Raw genomic sequence first — 23493 nt, 5'->3', positions numbered from 1 at the left:
CGACTTGCAATCTGACCGTCGAGCGTGTTCCGATGACTCACTGCAAAGGAATGACTAAGATTTGGATCAACTCTTCGGCCAAGAAAATTTGATTGGCTCAATCGAAGATGAGTTCAATGAGTTTTGAAACGGCTTCTGCCGAACTGTGAGCAACCGAACTGTTCAAGCAGCAGTCAACGAGAACGGCGACCAGATGAACATCCGAATTTGCGTGTGTCTTCTTCTTCAGGTGTTGCTTCCCGCGTTCGCTGTCGCGGAGGAGAATGAAGATCCGCTCCGCCCGACCAATGTTCCCTGGCCTCCAGTTTCCGAAGATCAGGTGAAGCGATACACCGCCTTGCGGACAATTGATCCGATTCAGGTCGATGGACGTTTGACAGAAGAAACCTGGCAGAAAGTTCCGCGTTCTCCTCGCTTCGTCGATTTGATTCGCGGGCATGAAACTGTCCACAACACGCAAGCAGCTGTCACCTGGGATGACAAGAATCTGTATGTTGCGTTCTGGGTCGAAGATCCATTTGTGACGGCAAAGATTCAGAAGCGTGATGATCCCGTTTACACCGACAACGATGTTGAAGTCTTTATTGCGTTCGACAATGCTTACTACGAGTTTGAGATCAACCCGTTCGGTACAATTTACGAAGGGCTGTTCATCTGGCAGAGCGAGTATGAGCGCTCAGACTTTTCGAAAGTTCCCGAACTGGACCGTTCTCGGAGTGAGGTTCGTTCTCAAGCATTCAATGGCGTCGGGTACCGAAATCATCCCCGCGGACCGCGCATCGCATTTCTGGACTGGGATTTCCCCGGAGCTGTGACGTCCGTCGCGATTGATGGAACGTTGAATGACGACTCCGATCGCGACCGTGGATGGACCGTTGAGCTGGCGTTTCCCTGGGCGGGAATGAAGTCCATCGCCCTTGGTGATCAACGGTCAATCCCTCCCGAAAACGGTGACATCTGGCGAATGGATTTCTCTCGCTTCAATCAATTCCAGGAAGCGGGTCCGGTGCGTGATTCGCAAGGCTGGGCATGGAGCTACCACGGTTGCTGGGACTCACACATCCCGGAAGTCTTTCCGTTCGTGACTTTCTCGAATGAACCGGTTGGAAAATAGGCTGAGTCACACATCTGATGAGAACTGTTGTCACCGTGCTTTCGTGAGAGTGACAACAAACGGCGACACTTATCATATCAGTCGTGACTGATTGGTTGTGGCGCTTATTGAGTTCGACCTTTGAAGCACTCAATTATTGATTTCCGTTTTGCACATGAGCTGCGCAAGCAGTATGTTTGCAAGATGGGAGTTTCGCGAGAGTTAGAATTCTTAAGAGCCATTCAGTTGCTGTGCGAGAATCTTCACGCTCAGAAATGGGAAATCGCTTGGACCCCGTAAACGTTTTGCAATGTTCAATGTGAAACTTAAGGGAAAGCCGAAAAATCTGATCGAAACGATCAGATTACATCTTTTCTGCTGCGGAATGTTGTTATGTTGGTGGCCGCAGAACCCTGGACACTCGGGCTTATACAGCGACATCAGGGCGAATGCTTATCTTAGACATGATGTCTTTGTCCCCAACCAGAGCATAACTCTGTAGTGGGAAAGTGGATGGATTGAATGCGAGTGCAATTAGTCCTTTCACTCCTCTCACTGGTCTTCATTACGTGGACAAACAGCGGCGAAACGTTCGTACATCCATCTGAGTACGCGCAACCGGATTCTTGTTTTTCGTAGATCCTGTTTCGCTGCTTTGCTGCGATGTATTAGCGCACATTCTGGACGACACGCGTTCCCTGATGCACAGGTGTTGATTAGGGATCTCCCTGAAAAGGCCATCTTATGAAGAGATCAAACGACTTCTTCACACCTCATTGGGAGGCGTATCGTAGAGTGAAGCAAAGCAATTTTTCACTGACGGAAAAGAGTTTATTGATGAGTCGGTATTTGACTTTTGCAATTCGGAACCTGCCAAGTCTCCTGGCTGCGACGAGCGTGTTTCTCGTCGCTTCAGGATGCTTCGCTACGGATGAAATTCCTGTGGGAACAGGGGAGTCTGTCCGGGATCGAATTGCACAGGCGAATGAAGGTGACACGATCGTCATCGCTCCGGGAGCCATCATTGAACCGATCCTGATTCGGAAGTCAATTCACCTGCGTGGGTCGGGAAGCCAGCGAGTGAACTGCGGTCCGTTGATCATTCAAGCGGACAACGTCACGGTCGAAAATCTGGCTCCGGGCGGGGATGATAACGCAGTGATTCGTATCGAACGAGTTACCGGCGCGACGATCCGCAACTGTCTGATTCGGAATACAAACCGTAGCCATCTCGGTTACGGGCTGAAGGCTTATACGGTTGACCAAATCGTGATCGAGAATTGTCGTGTTCACGATAACTCAGTCGGACTCCTGTTTCTCCATGCGAGTAATATTCGGATTGCTGGATGTGACATTAGGAATGACAATGACGGGATTATCCTTGCCGATGAGTCGCGTGACATTGAGATTTCCAATTGCTTTATTCATCGTCATCAGGGACAAGGTCGACCCGGTGCCCACGCGGATGGAATTCAGACTTTTCGGACTGTGGATAATTTGACGATTCGAAACTGTCAGCTTGTTGGCAACATGCAGCACATGCACTTCGAGTCCACGACTGGGATTCTCATCGAAGACTGTATATGTTTCGGGTCATTGGCGAATGGGGTTTCGTTTGCATGGAGGAACACCACAGAGGCGACCATCAGACGGAGTACACTGGGTTTTTCCGGACTGACGCTGCTCAATCTGACGGCCTATGGATACGACCTCAAGGAGAACATTCTCGTAAGTGGTCATGCGAAACCATGTCTCGTGACAATCGGTATCGACGATTTAGAGTCTGATGACAATCAGTTCTGGAATACGATTCGTGCAGACTCACCAATGATGGCCGCCAGCGAAGTTCGATACCACCGCGATTTCGGCGAATACCAGGAAGCAAGTGGGCTGGATCAGAATTCAATTTATGCCGACCCTGGTTTCGCGAATGCACCACTGGCTGTGGCAGCGATCAACCCCAAGCGTTTCGATCTCATGACACCGAACTGGCTTCCGATTTGGACGCATATCAACTTGTTTAAGGTTGGGGACACCATCGAAGTTGGCTTCGACGGAGTCATGCGAACGTGTCTGGAGATCCGTGATGAAGGCATCGTCATTGATCCTCCGTTGGCCGAGCTTCCTGCTAACGCCGTGATGGTGACCACCTGGGGGAATAACCAAAACATCCAACTGGACTTGTCACGACCGGGGCAGCCAAACGGTCATCGCCCTGGATTGGTACCCGTTGATGATGCCTCGAGCAACTTTTCGAAATAGGTTAGCACCAATCTTATCTCTTCCACTTGGAGCCCCTTCAAATTGGGGGAGAGGATGAGTTGAAGATGGTGCTGGTTAACGAGATGAGCGGGCCGCTTGTTGAATTTCCATCAGCCGATTGAGCATCGCTTGCCGCTCGCTTCCCTCTGCGAAGCGGACTGCCTGTTGTCGGTATTCCTCGGCTGCCGAGAAGTTTTCCAAGAGGAATTCAACCATCGAGAGGTTGGCTAAAATCTGAACGGATTGTGGTTGAAGCTCAAGTGCAGTGAGGAATTCTTCTCTCGCTTCTTCGAGTTGATCTTGTCGCGCGAGGACAACTCCAAGGTTTAAGTGGGCGGCGAGAAAATCAGGTTGAAGGCGAGTTGCTTCTCGGTAGTGTTGTTCAGCTGTGGAAAGATCGTTGCGGTCTTCTGCGACGATTCCAGCTTGAAGCTGAGTTTCCGGATCATCAGGGCTGAGCTTTAAGGCCATGTCGGATAGCCGTCCCGCTTCATCGATTTTGCCTGCCCAGCCGAGCACTTTCGACAGGTTTCGCAGCGCAATTCCTCGATCTTCATCGCTGAGGCGACCTTCAATCCGAGACGCGATCGTTTCCATCTTTTCGGAACTCCAGTCCGAAGTTGGCTGAACGAATTGAAGGTCGGTCATCTGGTCGAGGAGCATTTCTGCAAGCAGCCTGTGGCCGTTGATCGTCGGGTGAACGTGGTCGAGGAACCAGTCGTTGCCCGGAGTGTTGTGTTCCGACTTCGGAGAGATCTTTTCCACGAAATCGACGCACGGAACATCGAGTTCACTGGTGACTTCTTTGACTGCTTTAACAATCTCGGGAAGGGCACGCAGCGGACAGACGTCTTCATTGAGGGCGCGCTGAAAGTTTTCACTGGAATCTTCGTAGTTGCCGAGTTGCCATTGAATCTGTCCGTTCAAGAAATAAGCGTCGGCGTGATGTTGTTCGATCCTCAGAAACTGCGCGAGGGCTTCAGCGGCAGCTTCATGTTGTTCATCTGCAATGAACTGTCGTGCAACAACCAGGAGGTGTTCGAGGTCCGCGATCGTTGCAGGCGAATGCTCTGAGCTGAATTCGCTCTTGAAGGGTGAGCAGTCGCGGAGGTTGGAAGCTGGTGTGACGAAGATGATCGGAATCTCGTGGCGATTCGCCATCCGAACCAGTCGTTGCAGATTGAAACGAAAGTGTTCAATGACCTCCTTTCGAAACTGATTATCGCGGGAGTAGGCATCGAGTCCGACCGACTGATCGAGGATGGTTTCTGCTTCTCCGGGAAGAAGGGCTTTCTGTTCCAGCTTACGGTTTGGAAGCTGAAACATCTGACGCATCGCAGAGAACGTGCGGGTCCGCGAGGAGAGTTCCAAGAGCGACGTGAGTGACGCCGGCACATGATTCAAGGACGGGTAAGTTCGTTGTTCGAGAAACTCGTTGTGTCCTGTGTAAATGATGAGAAGGTCGGGAGAGTAGTCGAGAATCTCTTCCAGAACATTGGAAACTCGATAGCTGGCGTAGCTGATTCCGCCAGCATTGATCACTTCCCAACTTTGGGTTGGATCAGCTTCCGGGAGCATTTCCCGGAGCCAGCCGGCGAAGGATGTTCTGTCGTCGTAGGGCCGACCATAGGTGGTTGATCCACCGAGACAGAAGATGCGTCGAGTGCTGTCAGACTTTTGGGCGGGAAAGTCTTGAGCGTTAAAGTGGCTGAGCTTAGCCGGACGTGTCGAGTAGTTCTCGCCGTTTCGTTCAAAGAGAGGGGAACTCGAAGAAAAACCGACGAATGGATCTTCGTCGGACGTGACCGGATTGACACCGATCGCCCACAAAGTGAGTTCGACACCCGCGAATCCGATCAAAAGCGTGACGAGCGCAAAGCAGCTTTTCTTCCACCAGGGAAGTCTGCGCCGAGTTCCGGATGATGGGCTGGAAGGAGACCTCATCTTGACTGTGCTTGTTCGTCCAGAAAAGTGTCCCCGACCGTGCGCGACGAGTCGGGGACTTTGGATGACAGTTCCTGATTCCGACTCTAATACCCGCCTTCTTGAATGACCTCTCCTTCTGAGGAAATGTCGAAGTCCGCTTCGTTGCTGCCTGGTTTGACATCAAATGAAAGCTCACTCATGGCATTGTACTTGGCCGGAACAATCTCTTTTCCGCGTCCGGAGTTTTCGTAACCTCCCTCTTCTCCGCTAGACTCGGGCAACTCTGTGCAGCTGATCTTCACTTTGTGCGTTCCTACAGTGGCGCCTTTGTTGTCACCGGTGTAAACCAGTTCGTAATTGCCTTCTGCATCGGTCCGACCGTACGACGGTCGAGCATGTTCAGGTTGAAAGGTAATGACTGCGTTTTCCAGGGGTTTGCCGTCCATTGTGACTTTACCGGTCACATACCCCATGTTGGGAAGGTCTCCTCCCCCGCATCCGACAGCTGTCAGGAGTGCTGAACAGACAACAGGAATGATCAATCCGCGCATGACTTGGCTTTCCAACTTCTATAGATGTGAATTGAATGTGGAGAATTGAATCGAAAGATGGGACGTACTTTGATCGAAGCCGATCATTTCTTAGAGCAAGTTGCTCTTTCCGATGCACTCGCTTGCACTGTTTCATAAGTCAAAAGGCTGTGCTTACTCGTGCGAGATCGTGCATACGAAAGCAGAATATGCTCTTATCGGAGTGAATCCGAGATTCGGGCAGCTCACGAACTGATCGTCGAAGACATGTTCTCGTTCAGGCTTTCACGAGGCAGAGTGACGTTTCGTGTGTCTCTGTCGAATTTGAGCGATCGCTCAGTTTTGAAAGCAATGGACGTTCTTTTTTCAGAACGCTGTTGAGAATAGCCTCGACTCTCCGTTCAAGAGTTTGTGAAAGAAGTTCATGTCAACCGGAGGCCAAAGTGTCCGCGAGTGAGTGCGGACACTTTGGTGCCTTCGATTTTGAACTGAGTCTGATTAGAACTCTCCGATGACGAAGCCGTCGTTTCGGCGGGAGAGCTTGTTGTAGAGGTAGAACCAGGAGTAGCGGGTGTCTCCGGGGCCGAAGCGATCCCAGACGTTGACGCCGTTTTGTCCACCGTCGACGAATTCAATATTGTCGCTAATGGTATGAACGGAACCATCGGCCAGAAGCCAGAGGCAGATTCCTTCGTGAGCGCTGGAGAAGCTTTCACCGCACCAGTTGCTGTTGTCCGGATTCTTTGGGAAGATCGAAATTGGTGCATTTTGAACGGTTCGGGTGTGCCCCATGTTGTACCAGATTCCGCGTGATCCGCCTCCGCGTGGGTTTCGCACGCCAATCCATGAACCAGACTCGCAATCGACGGTTTTTCGTTCACCGACCATGAATGTGTTCGACGTTCCGTCGGTGAAATCACGAATTCGATAGCTTTGAGTTGCGTCGAAGGCTCCGTGGCAGTCATTACGGCGTTGAACCTGATCGCGTGTTCCGCGGTTGGCCATGTAGGTCGTCAAACCGGGTTGCCAGTTTCCAAGGCTGCTCGCGTTTGTGCCTTTTCCACCCCCGAAGTGTCGACCGTTGACAGCGACACCGGTGTTCGAATCTGATGGACAGATGAACCCTGGGATGACCGTCTGCAAAGTATTCTTGACTGTCTGTTCATCCGGGAGTTGCGGATTGAAGTACTGCAACACATCCATCAACCGGTAACTGCCGGGATCGAGCGTGTTGAAAAGTGGACCCTGATCGATGTAGGGGAGGATGCTGACGTGCCATCCCCACGATTCGACGTTGTTACACGCGCCGCTCCAGACGTCGTCGTGTCCACAATACCGACCGGTGTTGTCTTCCGTCCGGTAGTGCGCCATTGGGAACATTCTGTACACGTCGTGGTAGTTGTGTAGGGCCAGTCCGAGTTGTTTGAGGTTGTTGCGGCACTGGGTCCTTCGGGCTGCTTCCCGAGCTTGCTGAACTGCCGGGAGTAGCAGTGCGATGAGGATTGCGATAATCGCAATCACCACCAAAAGTTCGATGAGTGTGAAGCCTCGTCTTCGTCTCTGAGATCTCATGGCGAATGCCTCCCAAATGTGAGAAAAGAAAGGAAATGTGAAAAAGTCAAGAATTTGACGATTCCACCGTAACCCCTCCGGTGTTGCCAAACAACCTCACATGCGGGATTTTTTATGGGAAGGCATTTTTTCCTGTTGAAGCCAATTTCTCCCTTGCGTTTAGGAGTTTATTTCTCTGAACGCAGCTTTTCGAGGACGGTTTTGTCTTCAAGCGTGGTCGTATCCTGGGTGCTTTCGCGTCCAGCTGCGATGTCACGCAGAAGCCGCCGCATGATTTTTCCGGAACGTGTTTTAGGGAGAGCAGGCGTAAACCGAATCTGATCTGGTGTCGCAATGGCGCCAATTTGTTGACGGACATGTTGCTTCAGAAGTTCTTTGGCTTCTGCTTCGGGAATGTCCCCTTTCGGGATCACGAAGCAGCAGATGCCCTCACCTTTCAAGTCGTGAGGAAAGCCAACCACGGCAGCTTCGGCGACGAGTTCGTGGGAGACCAGTGCGGACTCGACTTCCATCGTGCTGAGTCGATGTCCCGACACATTCAAAACGTCATCAACACGACCCATAACCCAGTAGTAGCCATCTTCATCTCGACGTGCTCCATCGCCAGCGAAGTAGTACTTCCCCTGGAACTTGGAGAAGTAGGTTTCGATGAAGCGATCATGATCTCCGTACAGAGTTCTTAACATGTGCGGCCAAGGCTGGGTCATCACCAGCAAGCCACCCTGGTTTGCTTCCAATGGAGTTCCGTCTTCAGAGACAATCGCTGGCACAACTCCCGGCAGCGGATTGGTGCATGAACCGGGTTTGGTGGCGGTGATCCCGGGGAGCGGGCTGATCATGATTCCGCCGGTTTCGGTCTGCCACCAGGTGTCGACGATCGGGCAGCGTTCGCCTCCGATCACACGGTGGTACCACATCCACGCTTCCGGATTGATTGGTTCGCCGACGGTTCCAAGGAGACGCAGCGATGAGAGGTCGTACTTGTTGGGCCACTCGTCGCCCCACTTCACGAATGCGCGAATCGCCGTTGGAGCTGTGTAAAAGATGTTGACCTGATACTTCTCGACCAGTTCCCAGAAGCGGCCTTCGTCAGGCCAGTTGGGTGCACCCTCGTACATGACAGATGTCATGCCGTTGGCGAGTGGACCGTAGATAATGTAGCTGTGACCGGTGATCCAGCCGATGTCGGCGGTACACCAGTATGTGTCTTCTTCGTGAACATCGAAGACCCAACGAGTGGTCATCTGCGCACCGAGCATGTAGCCAGCGGTGGTGTGCAGAACCCCTTTTGGTTTTCCGGTTGATCCGGAGGTGTAAAGGATGAAGAGCGGGTGCTCGGAATCGAGTTGAGCCGCTTCGCAGTCTGCAGAGACTCCTTCCACCAAGTCGTGCCACCAATAGTCTCGGTCGGGGACCATGGTGACATCTCCGCCCGTTCTGCGGACGACGACAACTTTCTCGACAGAAGGCGACTTCTCGAGTGAGGTGTCGACGTTTGCTTTGAGAGGAATCTCTTTTCCGCGACGCCAGCCACCGTCAGCGGTGATGACCAGTTTGGCCTGAGCGTCATTGTTTCGGTCCGCGATCGCATCGGCGCTGAACCCACCGAAGATGATCGAGTGCGTAGCACCGATTCGAGCACAGGCGAGCATCGCGATCGCAAGTTCTGGAATCATCGGCATGTAGAGGGTGACTCGATCACCCTGTTCGACGCCAAGGTTTTTGAGGACGTTTGCAAACTTACAGACTTCGCGGTGCAGTTGCTGATACGTCAGAGTGCGAGTGTCGCCCGGTTCTCCTTCCCAGACCAGAGCTGCTTTGTTCTTGCGTGCGCTGGTCAGATGACGATCGAGACACTGGTAGCTGGCGTTGATTTTTCCGCCGGTGAACCATTTTGTCTCCGGCATTTCACCTTCCATCGTTTTCTGGAAGGGCTGAAACCAGTCCAGCTCGGAGTTTGCCAGATCGCCCCAGAACTTTTCGGGATCGTTTTTCGCCTGCTCCCACATTTCCTGATAGGCGTCTTGTGTCGAGATCAGAGCATTGGCTGTGAATTCAGCAGGAGGATCGAATTTGCGATTTTCATGCAGAACGTTCTCGATAGCATCTGACATGGCTGATTGACCTTCTGTTATCTGAGTGATCAGGAGTCTCGAAATGTCGGCAGTTGTTCGAAGCTCAGGGAAGTTTGTCCCGCTTCAATTTCTGGGAACTCTGCCTGGTGATCGAAAGTGTGACGATCGAAAGTGTGGTGATTCGATCGAATGTGTGATTGTGTTCAGTATGCGAAATTCACAGCTCGGGGAGTTCAATGTCTTCTTGAACATCTACTTCGCGAAGATTCAAGGCATCGAAATATGACTCCCTGTCGGATGTCTGAGTGAATTCCAGGACCGGTGGGACGATCAACATGAGTTGATCCAAGACCCAGATGCTAGACTGGCTGCGTGATCAATTCAACGTCGCTGGATGTACGCCAGAGCGGGCTGTTGTTGGAAAACTTCATGGTAATCTGAGAAGACCCTATCAATAATGGGTCTGAGGTTTGTCCATCGTTGGGCGAACCCTCAGTAGTGATGACGGAGAATTTGTTCATGGTGGATGCTGACAATGCAGGTTTTGACGAAGATCATGCCGGGTCGGAGTCGGAATCGCTCCCAGTGAAGAAGTCCGGATGGAGGTGGATTCGCAGAGGGATCGTCTGTTTCTTACTGATCTTCCTGGGGATTGTCACAGCTGGTCCGTGGATTGTTTCGCGGATCTTGTGTGATCAAAACGCTCAGGAGTGGATTTCAAACAGGCTACCGGGCCAAATTTCGATTTCGAATGCTTCGTTTGGCTGGCAATCACCGATCTCCTTCAATGATGTGATCCTCAAGGATGACGACGGAAACCCGCTGGCTGATGTCCGTTCGGTGAGTGCAAATCGCTCGTTCTGGCAAATGCTTCGCGGGGGAAGCGCCCCGCTGGAAGTGAACCTCGTCGGACTGAGTGCGGTTGTGAAAGTGCCGACACTCAACCTCGAGCGATTTGAACCTGAGAAGGTGAATTTGAATCGCGCGGTGAAGAACGCGATCGAAGCCAGTTTGCCGTCAGTCCCGGAAGACCTCATCATTCACTTTTCCGAGAGTCGTCTCATCCTGCAAGATGCTTCCGGCGCACATCTCACTGGTTGGGACCCGATCGAAGGTGAACTGCGGCTCAATCGCGATCATACGCATTCATTAAATCTGACAGCCGTTGTCGCTCGTGATGAGAGGATGACTGAAGCACTCCCTGAATCTGCCGGAGCTGAGATTGAAGCCAGCTTCACTCAAAGTGCCAGCGGGAGAGACGCGTTGGCGGTCAGTTTGAGTTGTGTGGACCAGCCTCTCACCGGATTGCAACCGGTCTTGGAACCGCTTGCGCCGGACCTCTTTCCGATGAAGCCAGCGACCGGAACGATGATGCTTCATGCAGAACGGTCGGGACGTGACAAACTCGGCGTCTCCATCGAAACACAGTTCGTGCACGAGAACTTTTCCACTCAGACGCAATTGCCTGTCGATGTGGACCTGAAGCTTGATTACTCACGCGACGATGATCGCATTCAGGTTGATCGTTTGTTCGCGCAGCTGGACGACACGAAAGTCGATCTCGCAGGTGAGGTGACCGATGTTTCAAAGTCTCAGAATCTCAATGTTCAGGGGACGTTCGAGTCTCCAATGGAAGCGGTTGCGGATCTCGTTCCGGAGGAAATCCGCAAGAACATTCAGGTCGAAGGGTTGAATCTGGGAGAACTTTCCGTTCGCGGGCCGCTGCGTCCCGATCCCGAACAACCGTTTCGATTTATGTTTGAGGTGACATCAAACGTCACCTGGGATCAGGCGACCGCGTACGGTCTGCAATCGAACGAGGGGAACGTCAAACTGACACTGCTCGGACGCGATGTGACACTCGAACCAGTCAACTTGCCAGTGAGTGGCGGGCATATTCGTCGATTGCCCAGCCTCGACTTATCAACGAAACCTGTGACGGTCACCATCCCCGACGGATTGATGCTCGATCAGGTGGCACTCACTGAAGAAATCTGTCGCGACTGGCTGAAATACATCTCGCCATTATTGTCGGATGCGACCTCGACCGAGGGAACATTGTCGCTGACTCCCAAGGGAGGCACTTTTCAACTTGGCAAGGCGAACGAGGCCGATCTTTCCGGTACGCTACAGATTCATCGCGGACGAGTTCGGCCTGGTCCGTTGGCGAATGAAATCATCGGCAAGGTCGGTCAAATTGCATTGCTGAATCAAGCAAGACTCGGACAGTTGAACGAAGCTGTGCTGATGAGTGTCGATGACCAGGAAATCCCCTATCAACTGGTTGACGGGCGGGTCTATCACGCCGACTTCAATTTCCAGGTCGGCCCGGTTGGAATGACTTCCTACGGTTCTGTCGGACTCGATAAAACGCTCGACCTCTTCGTGACGATGGCCATGCCCGAAGAGTGGGCCAACCGTGGTCCGTTTTTGCAATTTCTGGCGGGTGAAGCCATGGAGTTTCACGTCGTCGGGACTCTAGACGAACCGAAACTCGATTCGCGTCCGCTCAAGGATTTTGGGAAACGAATCGGTGACAAAGCTGTCGATGGACTGCTCGATCGCATCATGCAGATTCGCGAACAACGTGAGCCACGCGAACCGAGACGGCGCAGAAATCGTCGTTAGTCCTCAGTCACGAAATCTCAGCAGTCGCTCCAAATCAGATGCGACGTTATCGCAGCGTGCCTGATTCGAGTTTCACGATCTCTTCGAACTCCGCGATTCGCTCGCGATCTCCGATTCGCTTGAGATTTTCGGCGAGGATGATGTTGTCTGCGACTCTCAGGAATCGTTCGTACTTCACGTTCTTCTTTTCTGCGTCGGGAGCGTTTTCAACGGTCTTCTTGAGAGTTTGGTATCGATTGAAATCTGAGTGATTTTCGATTGCTTCCACGAACTCGTCCTGACGCGTTGTGAGCAACTCAACCGAGAGCGGATTGAGGACGTTTGCGAGTTCTGGCCATTTTTCTTCGAGATCTCGAGCAATTCGGTGCTGAAGTTGACGAAGCTGTTGCTCCGGTCCTCGCGAACGAGGTCTCCGGCCACGACGTTCGTTTGGTTGTGAGTCGGTGGCTCGCCAGGCCTGGACAATCCGGTCCTGACCGGTGAGTTTTAATTGCTCGGAAAGGCCTTCGAGGACAGCCCGTTCGCTGGGGGTCGCGTACTTCAGAAGCGTGTCGTACGGTTCCTCATCACTCAGAAGATCGGGGCGTCCGTTGTTGCGAAATCGGCTGTAAACGCTGAGGTATTCGCCCGAAGTCTTGACAGGCAGATCGATCGTGTCGGCAGTCAAAATCGTGTACGCATGGGCCTCTTCGAAAGTCGTTTTACCGTCTTTATTGTAGTCGGGTGGATCGATGGGATTGCCACTTCGATCATGCCCGGCCAGTGCGTTGAGAAAGTAAGTGCTGTATTCAACGTAAGTCGATTCGTCGATTTCTGCAGTACAGCCGGCAGCCTGACGATCGTGAACAGTCGCGAAGAATCCGCAACGACGTTGACTCGAAAGCCCGCTATGTGGGTGGCCTTTGTCGAAGATGAGATGTGAAAACCCGCCGGAATAGCACTGCACCATGATGGTGACAACTTCCGTCGCTGTGGGGAGTTTGTCGAGCAGTCGACAGAATTGCTCGACTGTGATTTCCTCATCATTCCAAAGAGCGATCGTTGTGTTATACGGAGTGCGATCATCTTCGCTTTCCGTTCCATGCGCGGTGACGTAAATGATCAATCGATCATCTGCGCCGATGACAGACGTCATGGACTCGAACCATTTCTCAAGTGATTCGACGGTGAGTGAGCCATCTACTCGTTCGATGGTGTGTGGATGATACGACAGCCCGAGGTTTTCATCGCTTCCGAAGAACTCGGCCATGAGTTGGTTCGGTCGCGGAAGCAGTTCGGGGGCGATGGTTTGAACGGTCGCTTCATCGGTGTTTCCGTTAGCGAACAGGATGCTTTGCACAGAGGTCGGGAATTTGGTTTCGGCAAGAAGCTTCTGAAAATACAGAACGTTCTTTTCCAGCGACGCCTGATTTCCGTCGCGCGAATAACCTCCTCCGAGCGTGAGAAAATAGTCTTTCGCCGAAGCTTTTGCTGACCCAAGATGAAGACAAACGCTAAACAGGAAGAACAGACGAATTGAAGCTGAGTACATTACTCAATCCATGATAGGACTCAGCGACTTCGTTGAATTCGTTTCATCTGGATTGCAGATCTGAGGACGGTTCAAACGAGGATGGGCTGAGTCAGGGAATCCATGTGCCGCGCTTCTGAATGATGGTCTGTAGGGCTCGACAGCGTCAACGCCACTTCATCAAAATGACGTGAAAGGATCGACTCCCGTTGTTGCGATCGGATTCGCGGTCAGATCCCGGATCAAAAATTCTCGTTGCAGCCTTCATGCCATCTCTTCGAGGAGCCATCGAATGACTTGTCGCTGCTCGCTTGTTTTCTTTGCCGCCGCCTTGTTTCTCGTTTCGAGTCACAGTTTTGCAGACGACGTCGATTCGTCTGTGCCTCCTCCTGGATCTGTGTATCGAGAGTATTTTCTCGATAACAAAGGAGACGCTGACTGGCGCGTGACCGATCCACAAGCGACGGCAGAAGGGGCGAGGAAGAAGCTTCCGAACTCGATTCTGAAGTTCGAAGTCGATGACCTTTCGCATGTGCTGAGAGCGACGGCTGTTTTTGATCGCTGGGGAGGGCACCTGAAAACGACAGACAAGCGAGTCCGCTTTAATGGAGGAGACTGGCTGACCATTCCGGAAATTTCGACCACTCCTGACGGTCTCCCTCCGGAAAAGTTCTATTCGCAAGACAACCCCGTAATTGAAGTCCCGATCGATCAACTGAAGGAAGGGACGAACACGCTGGAAGGGACATGCGGGGTGATCGAGAATGCCAACTGGGGGCAGTGGGGATTGTATTCAATGCGTCTGCGGGTGTACCTGGACCCTGAAAGTGTCTCGCATCCCGAAGTGAAAATTGAGTCACCCGTTTCGGGAGGCACCTTCGGAGAGAATCCGGTCATCCGTCTCTCTGCTGAGAGCGAGAATGGAGTTTCACGCGTTGATGTCGTTGCCTGTTACAACGACTTCGATGAAAACGGCGACGGCAGATTCCTCGATTGGCACGAAGCTTACTTCCAGCCAACTCGCGGAGAGCGAGCTCACTTGAGCGAGCACGTCGGAACCCTTACGCGAGAACCTTATGAACAGACTTGGGACACAAAGTGGGTGCCGAATCAGAATCCTCGAACGGTTCGTTTGCTGGCTCGGGCGCAGGATTCACGAGGAGTCTGGACCGTTTCCGAAATTGTGGACGAACTCACGCTCGAAAGAACCTCGCACACCGTGCGTCTCTTTCCGGCTATTGACGTTCCCACTCGATTTGGAGTTCGTGTGGGACAGGAGGAGTCGTGTCGAATTCCCGTGGCTCTGAAGTTGGTCCCGAAAGCCGAAGCTCGACTCGCCCTTCGAACGTGGCACGGTTGGGATGGACATCACGAACCATTGTCTTTGAATGGGCATTCCTTTCCAATTCACGGAAAGAATCACCATTATGACTACGATCAGCTTCCGATTTCAGTGGACTGGATTCGAACCGGCGACAACGTTTTCACGATTCGATCGATGACCGAACACCACATGTTGGAAGTTCTGTGGCCCGGTCCGGCAATTCTGATTCGGCAACCCGTTCACGCAGACTGAACTTTGAAAGGAACACGATGCCACTTCATCCGCAAGCCGAAGCGTTTCTGGCAGCCGTCGCTGCGCAGAATCGTCCCGGATGGGAAGAGATGACTCCGGAAGAAGCCCGGACAGTCTTTGACGGTCTACAAGAAGTCTTCGGCGAAGGGGCAGATCTCCCCGTGGTCCGTGACGAGACCGTCGGTTCGGGAATTCGGGTGCGGTGTTATTCTCCGTCGACAGAATTGCCAGAGTCGGTCGTCCTCTACTTTCATGGTGGTGGATGGGTTTTGGGAGACCTGGAATCGCACGACAGCCTTTGTCGCAATCTTTGTGCTGCATCGGGAGTGCAAGTCGTGTCCGTCGACTATCGACGTCCGCCAGAACACCGCTACCCAGCTGCCATCGACGATTGTCACGAGGTCTTCAAAATTCTCCGCTCGGAACCGGGACGGTTCGGAATTGATCCTTCCAAAATTGTCATCGCAGGTGACAGCGCTGGCGGAAATCTAGCTGCGGCGGTTGCGCTCAGAGCAAAGGCAGAGGGAGATATTCAACCAGCAGCCCAAGTTCTGATTTATCCCGCGATTGAACCGAACTTCGAATCCGATTCATATCGACAATTCGGGACCGGCTTCGGACTGACCGCTGCGAATATGCAATGGTTCTGGAATCACTATCTGGGACCGGAAATTGTCCTCGAGAAGTTCCCGTATGCAGCTTTGAGAGGACGGCATTCGTTGAAGGGGCTGCCGGAAACATTTGTCGTTCTGGCTGAGTATGATGTTCTTCACAGCGAGGGACAGGCATTCGCTTCGAGCATGATTTCGGAGGGGAGTAACGTCCAGGTCAAGGCTTATCCGGGCATGCTTCACGGGTTCGTTCACTTCGCAGCAGTTTTTGATTCCAGTCGGGAAGCCATCGCTGACATGGCGGATTTCATTCAGAAGGTGGCTCAGCGTTAATTCAATTTCATACGTTCTATTCATGAGAGATGGGGGTTGATGAGATGAGTGCTTGTGCGGTTCAACTGCGTCTTCGACGACTGTCGCTTCTCGTTCCTGTCCTCTTTGGAATTTCGGTTGCTGATGTTACCGGTCAGGAAGCGAGCGCTGAAAAGGTTCTCTTCGACGGAAAAACACTCGACGGTTGGGATGGCGATCCTCGATTCTGGCGAGTCGAAGAAGGCGCCATCGTTGGAGAGACGACAGCAGACAACAAAGCTGAGCAGAACACATTTCTGATTTATCGCGGCGGAGAGTTTGGCAACTTTGACTTGAGCTTTGAGTATCAGGTGAAAGGGTACAACTCGGGTGTCCAATACCGCAGCCAGGAAATTGGCGAGTGGAGTATTGGCGGCTACCAGTGCGATTTTGAAGATCAGTGGCATTCCACTGACTCCGGAAAAGTGGATAAGTTTTCCGGGATGTTCTTCGACGAAAAGGGGCGAATGTTTATGGGCCAGCGCGGCGATGCAGTCGTCGTTCGGACGAACCCCGAGAATGGCAAGAAGCCACTGATCGAGAAGATCGGAACCGTTGGAGATCCGGCCGACCTCGAAGAAGCAATTCATCGCCACGGCTGGAATCGTTGCCGCGTGATTGCGAATGACTTTCAGTTTGTTCACATCATCAACGATCGGGTCATGTCGATCGGGATCGATGAAGACACCGAGCATCGGAAGTCATCCGGTCTGATCGCCTTTCAGCTTCATTCGGGCCCACCGATGCAAATCAAGATTCGCAACTTGAAAGTTCGTGAACTGGCGAACGACTGAGTCCGTCGATTCGAGATTCACTTCTCTAACGAAATCTCTCAAACAGAATCCGAATCAAAGTTCGAGTCCGATGAGGAGATCCAATGTTTCGATGTGCGGCTTCTGTGAGTCTCTGTTGTTTCGCGCTCTCGGTAATGTCAGCGAATTTCTTGTCCGCTGAAGAAACGACTTTAAAGACTGAACAACTCGCAAAGTTCGCACTGACACAAGCTGGAGATCCAGAGAAGGGAAAGGAACTCTTTCGAAGCGAGGAAGTCACGAAGTGCCTGATCTGCCACAAGGTCGGTTCTGAGGGAGGAGCCATTGGACCAGATCTGACGATGATCGGCGGCAAGTTCGACCGGCCTCATCTCATTGAATCGCTCCTCGAACCGTCTCGGCAAATCGTCGAGGGATATCGAACCAGTTCGCTGGTGATGAGTGATGGACGAATTCTCAACGGCATCGTCAAACCGAAGTCGGAGACTGAAGTCACACTGTTGACGGTCGAAGGCAAGAGTCGTGACATCCTTCGGGAAGAGATTGATCAGCAGCAAGTGAGCGATGTTTCATTGATGCCCGAAGGTCTTGCTCAACATCTTTCCAGCGAGCAGTTCGCCGATCTCATTGCATATCTGGAGACTCTTCGACCGGAAGGGCGCGGAAAGCCGGGGGAATCGATTCACGGGCCAATTCGCGTTGCAGATGGCTATGAAGTGGAAACGATTCTGACCGGGCTGGATGGGGCAACCGCCCTCGAAGTGTTACCGGATGGCCGCATCTTGATTTGCGAGCAAACCGGGAAAGTGCGCGTCGTCGAAAATGGAAAGTTGCTGCCGGAACCATTTGTGACTTTGCCTGTCGATTCATCCTGGGAGCGGGGAGTGATCGGGGTGACTGTTGATCCGGAGTTTCCGAAAGTTCCCTATGTCTATGTCTGTTGGGTGGCTGCCGATCCCTATCCTCATCACCGCGTGAGTCGATTCGAAGCCGACGGAAACGTTGCGATTGCCTCCAGCGAGAAGGTGCTTCTGGTGGGTGACAATCAAAACGAAATGGGAGGGAAGGTTCCGAACGGTCATCAGGGAGGGGCTTTGCACTTCGGGCCTGACGGGGATTTGTTTATCGGAATTGGCGAACAAACTGCCGGCGAGCCCGCGCAGCATCTCGATACGTTTCTCGGGAAGATTCTGCGAATTAATAAGGACGGAAGCATTCCCGCTGACAATCCACTTCTAGATCAGACTTCAGGAAAATATCAGGCGATCTGGGCGTCTGGGGCTCGAAATCCCTTCACGTTCGCATTCCGGAAATCTGATGGTCTGATGCTGATCAATGACGTTGGCGGTAAATTTGAAGAGGTGAATAGGGGAGTCAAGGGAGTCAACTATGGATGGCCAACAGTCGATCACGGCCCTCAACCGAGTGACTCTCAATATGCAGGTCCAGTTCACTGGTATCCGCAAGCATCGATTTCCGGCGGAGATTTTGCTCCGAAAGAGTTCTCATCCAAATGGGAGGGAGACTACTTCTTCGCTGACTTTGTGCATGGTTGGATCAAGCGGCTCAATCCGGATCAGCCGGACCAGGTTTCCGACTTCGCCGCTGGGCTGCGACGCCCGGTTGATTTGCGTTTCGGAGACGATGGGTCTTTGTACGTCCTGCTTCGAAATGCCTGGGTGATCGACAACAAGTTCGCGGGCGGAACGGGTTCGCTCGTGAGATTTCGACCGAAATCAGTAGATGATTCACAGGCTTCGAAAACATCAGGCGTTCAACTCGACAGCGATGCCAAAGACTCGTCAGCGGCAGATCTCCCCGCATTTCAGGTGACGACACCGCGAGCGACCTACTTTCTCGAGAAAACCGGAGCAGGCTTGAGCAGTCTGCTCGATCGAGACGGAAACGACTGGCTTGGTTTTCATCCAGCTGCAAAAAGTGGTGCTGCCGGTGAATATCGCGGATTTCCGAATGCGGTTTACAAAGAGGGAGGAAACTTCTTTCACGCTCTAAATCAGGCGACCGACCCATCTTCGACAGGTGTTGTTGAACAGTCCGAACGGAAAGTTGTTGTCGAAGCAGTCTCCGGAAACGGAGAGTGGGCTGCGTTGTACGAATTCTTTCCGAAGCACTTCACCTGGACGATGACCAAAATGCCGGCCGATCGCCATTATTGGGTGCTGTATGAGGGAACACCCGGAGGGGAGTTCGATGAAAATGACTGGTGGATGTCGAGTGATCAATCATCACCGCAAGTCATGTCTGTGAATCATGAGGGGGACCTCCCCTCACCGGAATGGATGGCGTTCGGTGATCATCAGCTCGATCGAGCACTGCTGATTGTCCATCACGAAGACGACGACCATGCAGACCGCTTCTATCAGATGCAGAACAAAATGACGGTCTTCGGGTTCGGCAGACAGGGAATCGATCGGCTGATCGATTCTGTCCCTCAATCGTTCTCACTGACCTTCGTTGATCAGCCGAATGCCGAAAAACTGTCTTCCCGTGCTTTGGAACTCATCGAGTTTCACAACTCCACTCGCGACAAGAACACTCAACCAGATTCGAATGATTGAATTCCTGGTTTCTCGCTAAGCGTGAAATCTCTTTGTTACACGTCAGGAGTTCTTTTAGTCTTCTGCCAACACGTGAATCGTGTTGTGAATGACTCTTTCAACTTCGGAACCATCTTCGAGGAGAAGTCGACAGCGAATTTCCATGCCCCATGTTGGTGCAAGGTCCGGGATGCTGAGTTCAAGTCGAAGTTGATCATCCGACAATCGAACTGATTCGACGGGGAGGTTTTTGACGTTGTAGTGATCCGATCCGTAGCGGGCCGTCCGTTTAAGGTCCCAGGTTGTGACCTCGAAGCGTTCGAGATCTCGACATGTGTCCGGATGAATCGGGTCTGACCACGTGATGATCATCCGACCTTGTTTGGCATTGAGTTCGACTGGTAGCGTGGACGGCCCAGCCACTTTCCGCACGCGATAGAATCCTCCTTCTTCACTCTGCTGTTGGCTGGCCCAGGCGAACAGCCCCGTGAGATACAGCGATCCATCGGGATGGAATCGACCGCGACAGATGCCTGTGGGAAACTGCGGAATCGGGAGTTCGCACATTCCGCCCTGTCGCTGATCGCCGACTTGCTCGTGTGGAACGACATAGATCTTTCCGTAGCCGTAGGAGAGATTCAGCAGCATCCCGTTCAAATTTCCCCATGCAGGTGTATCGACCCAGAGCAGTTCCGCCGGAGATCGGTCGAACGAGTTTGTGATCCAGCACAGCGGAGGAATCATGGCGTCATCGGACTCGTCCGTCACATCATGGTATCCGAACATGTTTCCATAAAACCCGCCGGCAGTGACCCAGTTGATTCGGTTCTTGGGATTCCAGTGCCCCTCCTGGTCGGTGACGATGAACGAACCATCAGGGTTCAAACAGACACCATTCGCTGCCCGAAATCCGTTGGCGATGATCTCGGTCGTTTCTCCGTCGGGGGAAACTTTCAGCAGCGTGCCGTGATGGGGGACGACTGCTTTGAGTGCATGTCGAGCGGACTTCGCGTAGTAGAAGTTGCCCTGTTCATCGCGTTGGAGACCCATCGCGAATTCATGGAAGTGTTCGGTGACCTGATGATCCTGATTGAAGCACTCGTAGAAATCGGTCTCACCATCACCGTTTTCATCTCGAAGAATAACGATTTGATCTCGGCACGTGACGTACACAATATCGTCGACGATTTTCACTCCGAGTGGCTGAAAGAGACCGGAGGCGATCCGCTGCCAGTGCAGCTTGCTTTGAGTATTCGAATCTCCATTGCCAATGGTCGACAACCCGCTGACACGCCAGACATCTCCATCCCAGCTACTGACAGCTGCAGTATCGCCATCTGAGAAGAAGTCGTGTCCGGAGAGGCGAATGCGGCAAAACCAGGGATTGGCAGTCGGGACAGCGATGGTGTCGATCTGAAACCCTTCGCTCGGAGGTGAAGTGGTCGCCACCGTCTCGACGACCTCCGACCAGCGCTGTGGTCGTGGTTGAGAAAGTAGTTTCGGAATCGATTCAACAGCAATCAGATCGACAAGCTGCTCGGAGATCGATCGCATTTCTTCCGTCGTCTCATTAGCGTCGAGAGTCATTGTCCAGATCAGAAGATCGCGCGATTGATCTCGCGGAGAGAGTGTGAGCAATAGTCGGTTGGCGTCTGAATGCAGTTGGCAGCCTTCGACGTCTCCTAAGATTCCAGCCAGAATCGCTTTCGGCTGACCGCTAGAGCTTGCGGAGTTGTTCGTGATTCGCGTTACTTGCTCTATTCCGACAAGTTGCCCGTCGCTGTCCAGCGTTGCATTGCCGAAGGGGAATGATGCGACAAGGTTGTTCTTCACTTCAGAATTCGGTGCGACAAGTTTCGGAGTTTTCAGAGCTTCGGAATAGAAATCAAACTGTTGGATTTCTCCCTCGAAGTGGCTGTTTGAAGGGAAGTTTTCCGAAGTGAATCCAATTTTCGCCGCGAGTTGGTTTGCAGTCTTCTTTGGTTTGAGGACGCCGGAACCGGTGAGTTGTCCATCGACGAAGAGGCTGACCTCTCCTGATTCATGACGCCATGTCATGGCAACGGTATGCCACTTCCCATCGTCGATCCGCTTGCGTGACGTCACCGCGCCGACCCAGCCAATGTCGTAGGTCAGGCGTCCGTTTCGAATGAAGAGTGATGTTCCGTTCGGAACCCATGGACCCGATTCCGGGGCTCGGGAGAAAACCGTTCCATCGGTTCTGGTTCGGATCTTAGCGACGATGGAGAAATCGTTTTCGTACGTGTCGAACTTTTCAGGATCGTTCAGTTGATACAGCGACCGCCCATCAAACTGACTCGCCGACTGCGGCGTTTGAGCTTGGCGGTCTGGAATGAGAGCAACTGCCGTCTCGCTGAGAGCGACGCTCTGAACCGACTCTGCTTCGAGAGTTGCGATGAGATTCGTCAGCGGTCGAGAGTTTGGGGCGATGTGAAGCTGTCGGCTGAAGATGTCTGAAGTTTGATTTTCGTGAGAAGTTGTTCCCGTCGTTTGGAGGACTTCGAGAATGCGCGTCTGGTCAATCGAATAGTCAATCACCGTCTGATCGCCGACAACGTGCAGTCCGTTGAAATCGGCCCAGCCTTTGGGAAGCGGACCATATTTTCGACCGTCACGACCTGTGACGCGTTGATCGTCCGCGAACTCAGCTGTCAGCGGATTCGCCCAGCCCGGGCCGGTTGGATTCTCGATTTGAAGAGTGCCAGCGATTCGAGGATGCGTTCCGTGTCGGCCGTCGAAGTGGATACCTTGCCAGTTAATGAATCCGGAGTCTTTCGAGGTGGGATCTCGGTCCCAAACCGCAGCGATGCGCATCGTGTCGTGATCGAAGATTGCCCAGCGATTGCCTTTGGCGACGCCCCCAGGCCCGGAATCAAGACGGATGGCCACGCCCTTTTGTGCGAAGTTCTCGCCGTCGTTTCCGATCTCGAAAGTGTTGACCATCGACGTTCCGTAATCCATGTTCGACCACGGAGAATACTCAACAGGTTCCGGGCCAAGAGTGTCTCCTGTTGGCAGTGCATTCAGATAAGAGTCGTCGATGTTCGTGTACTGAGTCGGGTTTTCCTCCTTGAGATAAACTTCGCGGAGGTAGTGGATGACGTCGTACTTCTGCTGTGGAACCATCCAGGTTTGCGGGACCATGAGGCCGGCTCCGTATGTCAATGTGCGGTACATTGAATAAGGATCTGATCCGTTTTTGAACTTGCCTTCCGCGAATCGGAGTGCTGTCGGAAGCGATCCGGGATGGTCAAGATTGCCGTGACAGTTGATGCAGAGGCGAAGGTAAATTTGCTCTCCACGTTCGAAAGCGGCGTCGTCGAGACTTGCGATCAGCTGCGCATGGTCGATGTGATTCTCATACTCCGGGACAGCGAGAGTGATCAGTCCCGGAGCAGGTTGCAGTTCACGAGCCCGGGCGAGACCTCCATCTCGGATTTCCAACAGATAGCGAATCAGGTCTCGAAACTGTTGCCGACTGCCGAGTTGATCGACAACTCCAGTCGGCATGATCGAAACGGTTTGACGAAGTTGTTCTTCAATTTCATCGACCGGGATCGTGATTTTCAGCCCCGCTTGTCCGGGGTCACGCAACGTGATGGCATCACTCGTCTGTTCAACGAGTAGTCCGGTAATCACTTTGCCCGATGTGGTTTGCACAGTATGCGTTTCGAAGCCCTCGCGGATCCTTTCCGAAGGTTTGAGGACCGACGCGACGATTTCTGCGTCGGAAGTTCCTGAACTCTTGGCGAGTTCGGTTAACTCTGGACCGAGGCCGTTCCGGGAGCCATCCACCGAGTGGCATTTGACGCAGCCGATATGGACTTGATGAAAGAGAATTGCCCCACGCTGAGGATTGCCGAGCTCCTTCGCTTCAGTCGCGAGTTCTTCGGCGTTCGCTTGCAGAAGAGACTCGGATAATGGAGCAGCTTGAGCTGAAACGCAGAGGGAGAGAGTGAGGAGGGCAGAGAGGAGGAATCGAACAGCATTCGCAGGCACGTACATTC

The 23493-nt window shown here is 52.7% G+C and carries 14 protein-coding genes; 8 read left to right on the top strand and 6 right to left on the bottom strand.

Annotation, left to right across the window (positions count from 1 at the left end):
* The first annotated feature begins 193 nt into the window (after window positions 1-193).
* The gene (locus AB1L42_RS11610; protein ID WP_367055128.1) at window positions 194-1114 is read left to right on the top strand and encodes a carbohydrate-binding family 9-like protein; all 921 of its coding nucleotides are present in this window, start codon (window positions 194-196) and stop codon (window positions 1112-1114) included.
* An 816-nt stretch (window positions 1115-1930) separates the two neighbouring features.
* A complete protein-coding gene (locus tag AB1L42_RS11605) occupies window positions 1931-3355 on the top strand; it encodes a right-handed parallel beta-helix repeat-containing protein (RefSeq protein ID WP_367055125.1) in 1425 nt (474 codons plus the stop codon).
* Window positions 3356-3430: 75 nt separating this feature from the next.
* Here AB1L42_RS11605 and AB1L42_RS11600 read toward each other — a convergent pair whose 3' ends face one another.
* From AB1L42_RS11600 to acs, 4 genes are all read right to left on the bottom strand, one after another.
* Window positions 3431-5299 carry a tetratricopeptide repeat protein gene (locus tag AB1L42_RS11600; RefSeq protein ID WP_367055122.1) on the bottom strand — a complete coding sequence of 623 codons (1869 nt, stop codon included), beginning with the start codon at window positions 5297-5299 and terminating at the stop codon, window positions 3431-3433.
* Between the two features lie 86 nt (window positions 5300-5385).
* On the bottom strand, window positions 5386-5832 hold the full coding sequence (locus AB1L42_RS11595; protein ID WP_367055119.1) for a hypothetical protein: 447 nt from the start codon (window positions 5830-5832) through the stop codon (window positions 5386-5388).
* 477 nt (window positions 5833-6309) lie between these two features.
* Entirely contained in the window at window positions 6310-7383 is a 1074-nt protein-coding gene (locus tag AB1L42_RS11590; RefSeq protein WP_367055116.1) for a DUF1559 domain-containing protein, read from the bottom strand.
* A 167-nt stretch (window positions 7384-7550) separates the two neighbouring features.
* Entirely contained in the window at window positions 7551-9497 is a 1947-nt protein-coding gene (acs, locus tag AB1L42_RS11585; protein ID WP_367055113.1) for an acetate--CoA ligase, read from the bottom strand.
* A gap of 43 nt (window positions 9498-9540) precedes the next feature.
* Between acs and AB1L42_RS11580 the strand changes: the two genes are divergently transcribed.
* On the top strand, window positions 9541-9744 hold the full coding sequence (locus AB1L42_RS11580; RefSeq protein WP_367055110.1) for a hypothetical protein: 204 nt from the start codon (window positions 9541-9543) through the stop codon (window positions 9742-9744).
* Between the two features lie 233 nt (window positions 9745-9977).
* A complete protein-coding gene (locus AB1L42_RS11575) occupies window positions 9978-12086 on the top strand; it encodes a hypothetical protein (RefSeq protein WP_367055107.1) in 2109 nt (702 codons plus the stop codon).
* Window positions 12087-12132: 46 nt separating this feature from the next.
* Here the strand turns inward: AB1L42_RS11575 and AB1L42_RS11570 are convergent, their stop codons facing one another.
* On the bottom strand, window positions 12133-13617 hold the full coding sequence (locus tag AB1L42_RS11570; protein WP_367055104.1) for a hypothetical protein: 1485 nt from the start codon (window positions 13615-13617) through the stop codon (window positions 12133-12135).
* A 271-nt stretch (window positions 13618-13888) separates the two neighbouring features.
* Here AB1L42_RS11570 and AB1L42_RS11565 point away from each other — a divergent pair, with 271 nt between their 5' ends.
* The 4 genes from AB1L42_RS11565 (at window position 13889) to AB1L42_RS11550 (ending at window position 19486) form a co-directional block, all read left to right on the top strand.
* A complete protein-coding gene (locus AB1L42_RS11565) occupies window positions 13889-15172 on the top strand; it encodes a hypothetical protein (RefSeq protein ID WP_367055101.1) in 1284 nt (427 codons plus the stop codon).
* Window positions 15173-15189: 17 nt separating this feature from the next.
* The gene (locus AB1L42_RS11560) at window positions 15190-16116 is read left to right on the top strand and encodes an alpha/beta hydrolase (protein ID WP_367055098.1); all 927 of its coding nucleotides are present in this window, start codon (window positions 15190-15192) and stop codon (window positions 16114-16116) included.
* Window positions 16117-16160: 44 nt separating this feature from the next.
* The gene (locus AB1L42_RS11555; RefSeq protein ID WP_367055095.1) at window positions 16161-16928 is read left to right on the top strand and encodes a DUF1080 domain-containing protein; all 768 of its coding nucleotides are present in this window, start codon (window positions 16161-16163) and stop codon (window positions 16926-16928) included.
* Window positions 16929-17011: 83 nt separating this feature from the next.
* On the top strand, window positions 17012-19486 hold the full coding sequence (locus AB1L42_RS11550) for a PQQ-dependent sugar dehydrogenase (protein ID WP_367055092.1): 2475 nt from the start codon (window positions 17012-17014) through the stop codon (window positions 19484-19486).
* Window positions 19487-19540: 54 nt separating this feature from the next.
* On the opposite strand, the gene AB1L42_RS11545 is transcribed toward AB1L42_RS11550, so the two are convergent.
* Window positions 19541-23491 (bottom strand): DUF6797 domain-containing protein, encoded by a 3951-nt coding sequence (locus AB1L42_RS11545; protein ID WP_367055089.1) that lies wholly within the window; start codon window positions 23489-23491, stop codon window positions 19541-19543.
* Between the last annotated feature and the right edge of the window lie 2 nt (window positions 23492-23493).

It is taken from the genome of Thalassoglobus sp. JC818 (assembly GCF_040717535.1).
Lineage (GTDB): Bacteria > Planctomycetota > Planctomycetia > Planctomycetales > Planctomycetaceae > Thalassoglobus.
This window is presented reverse-complemented; position numbering and strand designations above follow the sequence as displayed.

What these genes read in the sequence shown, in the direction of transcription:
- AB1L42_RS11610 (WP_367055128.1), top strand. Translation starts at nt 194, where the DNA reads ATGAACATCCGAATTTGCGTGTGTCTTCTTCTTCAGGTGTTGCTTCCC.
- AB1L42_RS11605 (WP_367055125.1), top strand. Translation starts at nt 1,931, where the DNA reads ATGAGTCGGTATTTGACTTTTGCAATTCGGAACCTGCCAAGTCTCCTG.
- AB1L42_RS11600 (WP_367055122.1), bottom strand. Translation starts at nt 5,299, where the DNA reads ATGAGGTCTCCTTCCAGCCCATCATCCGGAACTCGGCGCAGACTTCCC.
- AB1L42_RS11595 (WP_367055119.1), bottom strand. Translation starts at nt 5,832, where the DNA reads ATGCGCGGATTGATCATTCCTGTTGTCTGTTCAGCACTCCTGACAGCT.
- AB1L42_RS11590 (WP_367055116.1), bottom strand. Translation starts at nt 7,383, where the DNA reads ATGAGATCTCAGAGACGAAGACGAGGCTTCACACTCATCGAACTTTTG.
- acs (WP_367055113.1), bottom strand. Translation starts at nt 9,497, where the DNA reads ATGTCAGATGCTATCGAGAACGTTCTGCATGAAAATCGCAAATTCGAT.
- AB1L42_RS11580 (WP_367055110.1), top strand. Translation starts at nt 9,541, where the DNA reads ATGTCGGCAGTTGTTCGAAGCTCAGGGAAGTTTGTCCCGCTTCAATTT.
- AB1L42_RS11575 (WP_367055107.1), top strand. Translation starts at nt 9,978, where the DNA reads ATGGTGGATGCTGACAATGCAGGTTTTGACGAAGATCATGCCGGGTCG.
- AB1L42_RS11570 (WP_367055104.1), bottom strand. Translation starts at nt 13,617, where the DNA reads ATGTACTCAGCTTCAATTCGTCTGTTCTTCCTGTTTAGCGTTTGTCTT.
- AB1L42_RS11565 (WP_367055101.1), top strand. Translation starts at nt 13,889, where the DNA reads ATGACTTGTCGCTGCTCGCTTGTTTTCTTTGCCGCCGCCTTGTTTCTC.
- AB1L42_RS11560 (WP_367055098.1), top strand. Translation starts at nt 15,190, where the DNA reads ATGCCACTTCATCCGCAAGCCGAAGCGTTTCTGGCAGCCGTCGCTGCG.
- AB1L42_RS11555 (WP_367055095.1), top strand. Translation starts at nt 16,161, where the DNA reads ATGAGTGCTTGTGCGGTTCAACTGCGTCTTCGACGACTGTCGCTTCTC.
- AB1L42_RS11550 (WP_367055092.1), top strand. Translation starts at nt 17,012, where the DNA reads ATGTTTCGATGTGCGGCTTCTGTGAGTCTCTGTTGTTTCGCGCTCTCG.
- AB1L42_RS11545 (WP_367055089.1), bottom strand. Translation starts at nt 23,491, where the DNA reads ATGTACGTGCCTGCGAATGCTGTTCGATTCCTCCTCTCTGCCCTCCTC.